General features: G+C 40.2%; 1 protein-coding gene. It reads left to right on the plus strand.

The features are described from left to right. Positions 1-594, plus strand: a 594-nt coding sequence (locus E1176_RS00300) for an alpha/beta hydrolase (protein ID WP_155208600.1), incomplete at both ends; no start/stop codon positions are given.

The raw sequence follows: 594 nt of genomic DNA on the forward strand, positions 1-594 counted from the left end.
GTAAAATCATTTGCAACAGAAACCATATATTTCAAAGCAAAGGATGGTCTGGAAGTGGCTGCTGATCTGTATGTGATTCATCCAAAAACGGCCCCATTTATCGTCTTATTTCATCAGGCTAACTGGAGTAGAGGAGAGTATAAGGAAATAGCACCAAAACTCAATAGTCTCGGTTATAACTGCATGGCTGTTGATCTGCGATCAGGTGCCACCATCAATGATGTACAAAATATTACAAAACAAAATGCCGTAAAAGGCATGAAACAGACAAGCTATATCAACTCCTTGCCTGACATGGAGGCGGCTATTCAGTATGCCAACAAAAATTTTGTTGAAGGTAAACTTGTCATATGGGGTAGCTCATATTCTGCGGCCCTATCTATAAAACTGGCAGGTGATAGTCTGCAGCCTGTAGATGCTATTTTGGCATTTTCACCAGGTGAATACTTTGCCTCACAAGGCAAACCCCGTGATTACATCACATCGGGAGCAATAACTATAGATAAACCAATTTTCATAACATCAGCAAAGGGCGAAAAAAATGCCTGGTGGGGTATTTATGTGGCTATTCCTTCAGAAAGAAAAACTTTCTAT

Origin of the sequence: Fulvivirga aurantia, from assembly GCF_009711475.1 — a bacterium.
Taxonomy (GTDB): Bacteria; Bacteroidota; Bacteroidia; order Cytophagales; family Cyclobacteriaceae; genus Fulvivirga; species Fulvivirga aurantia.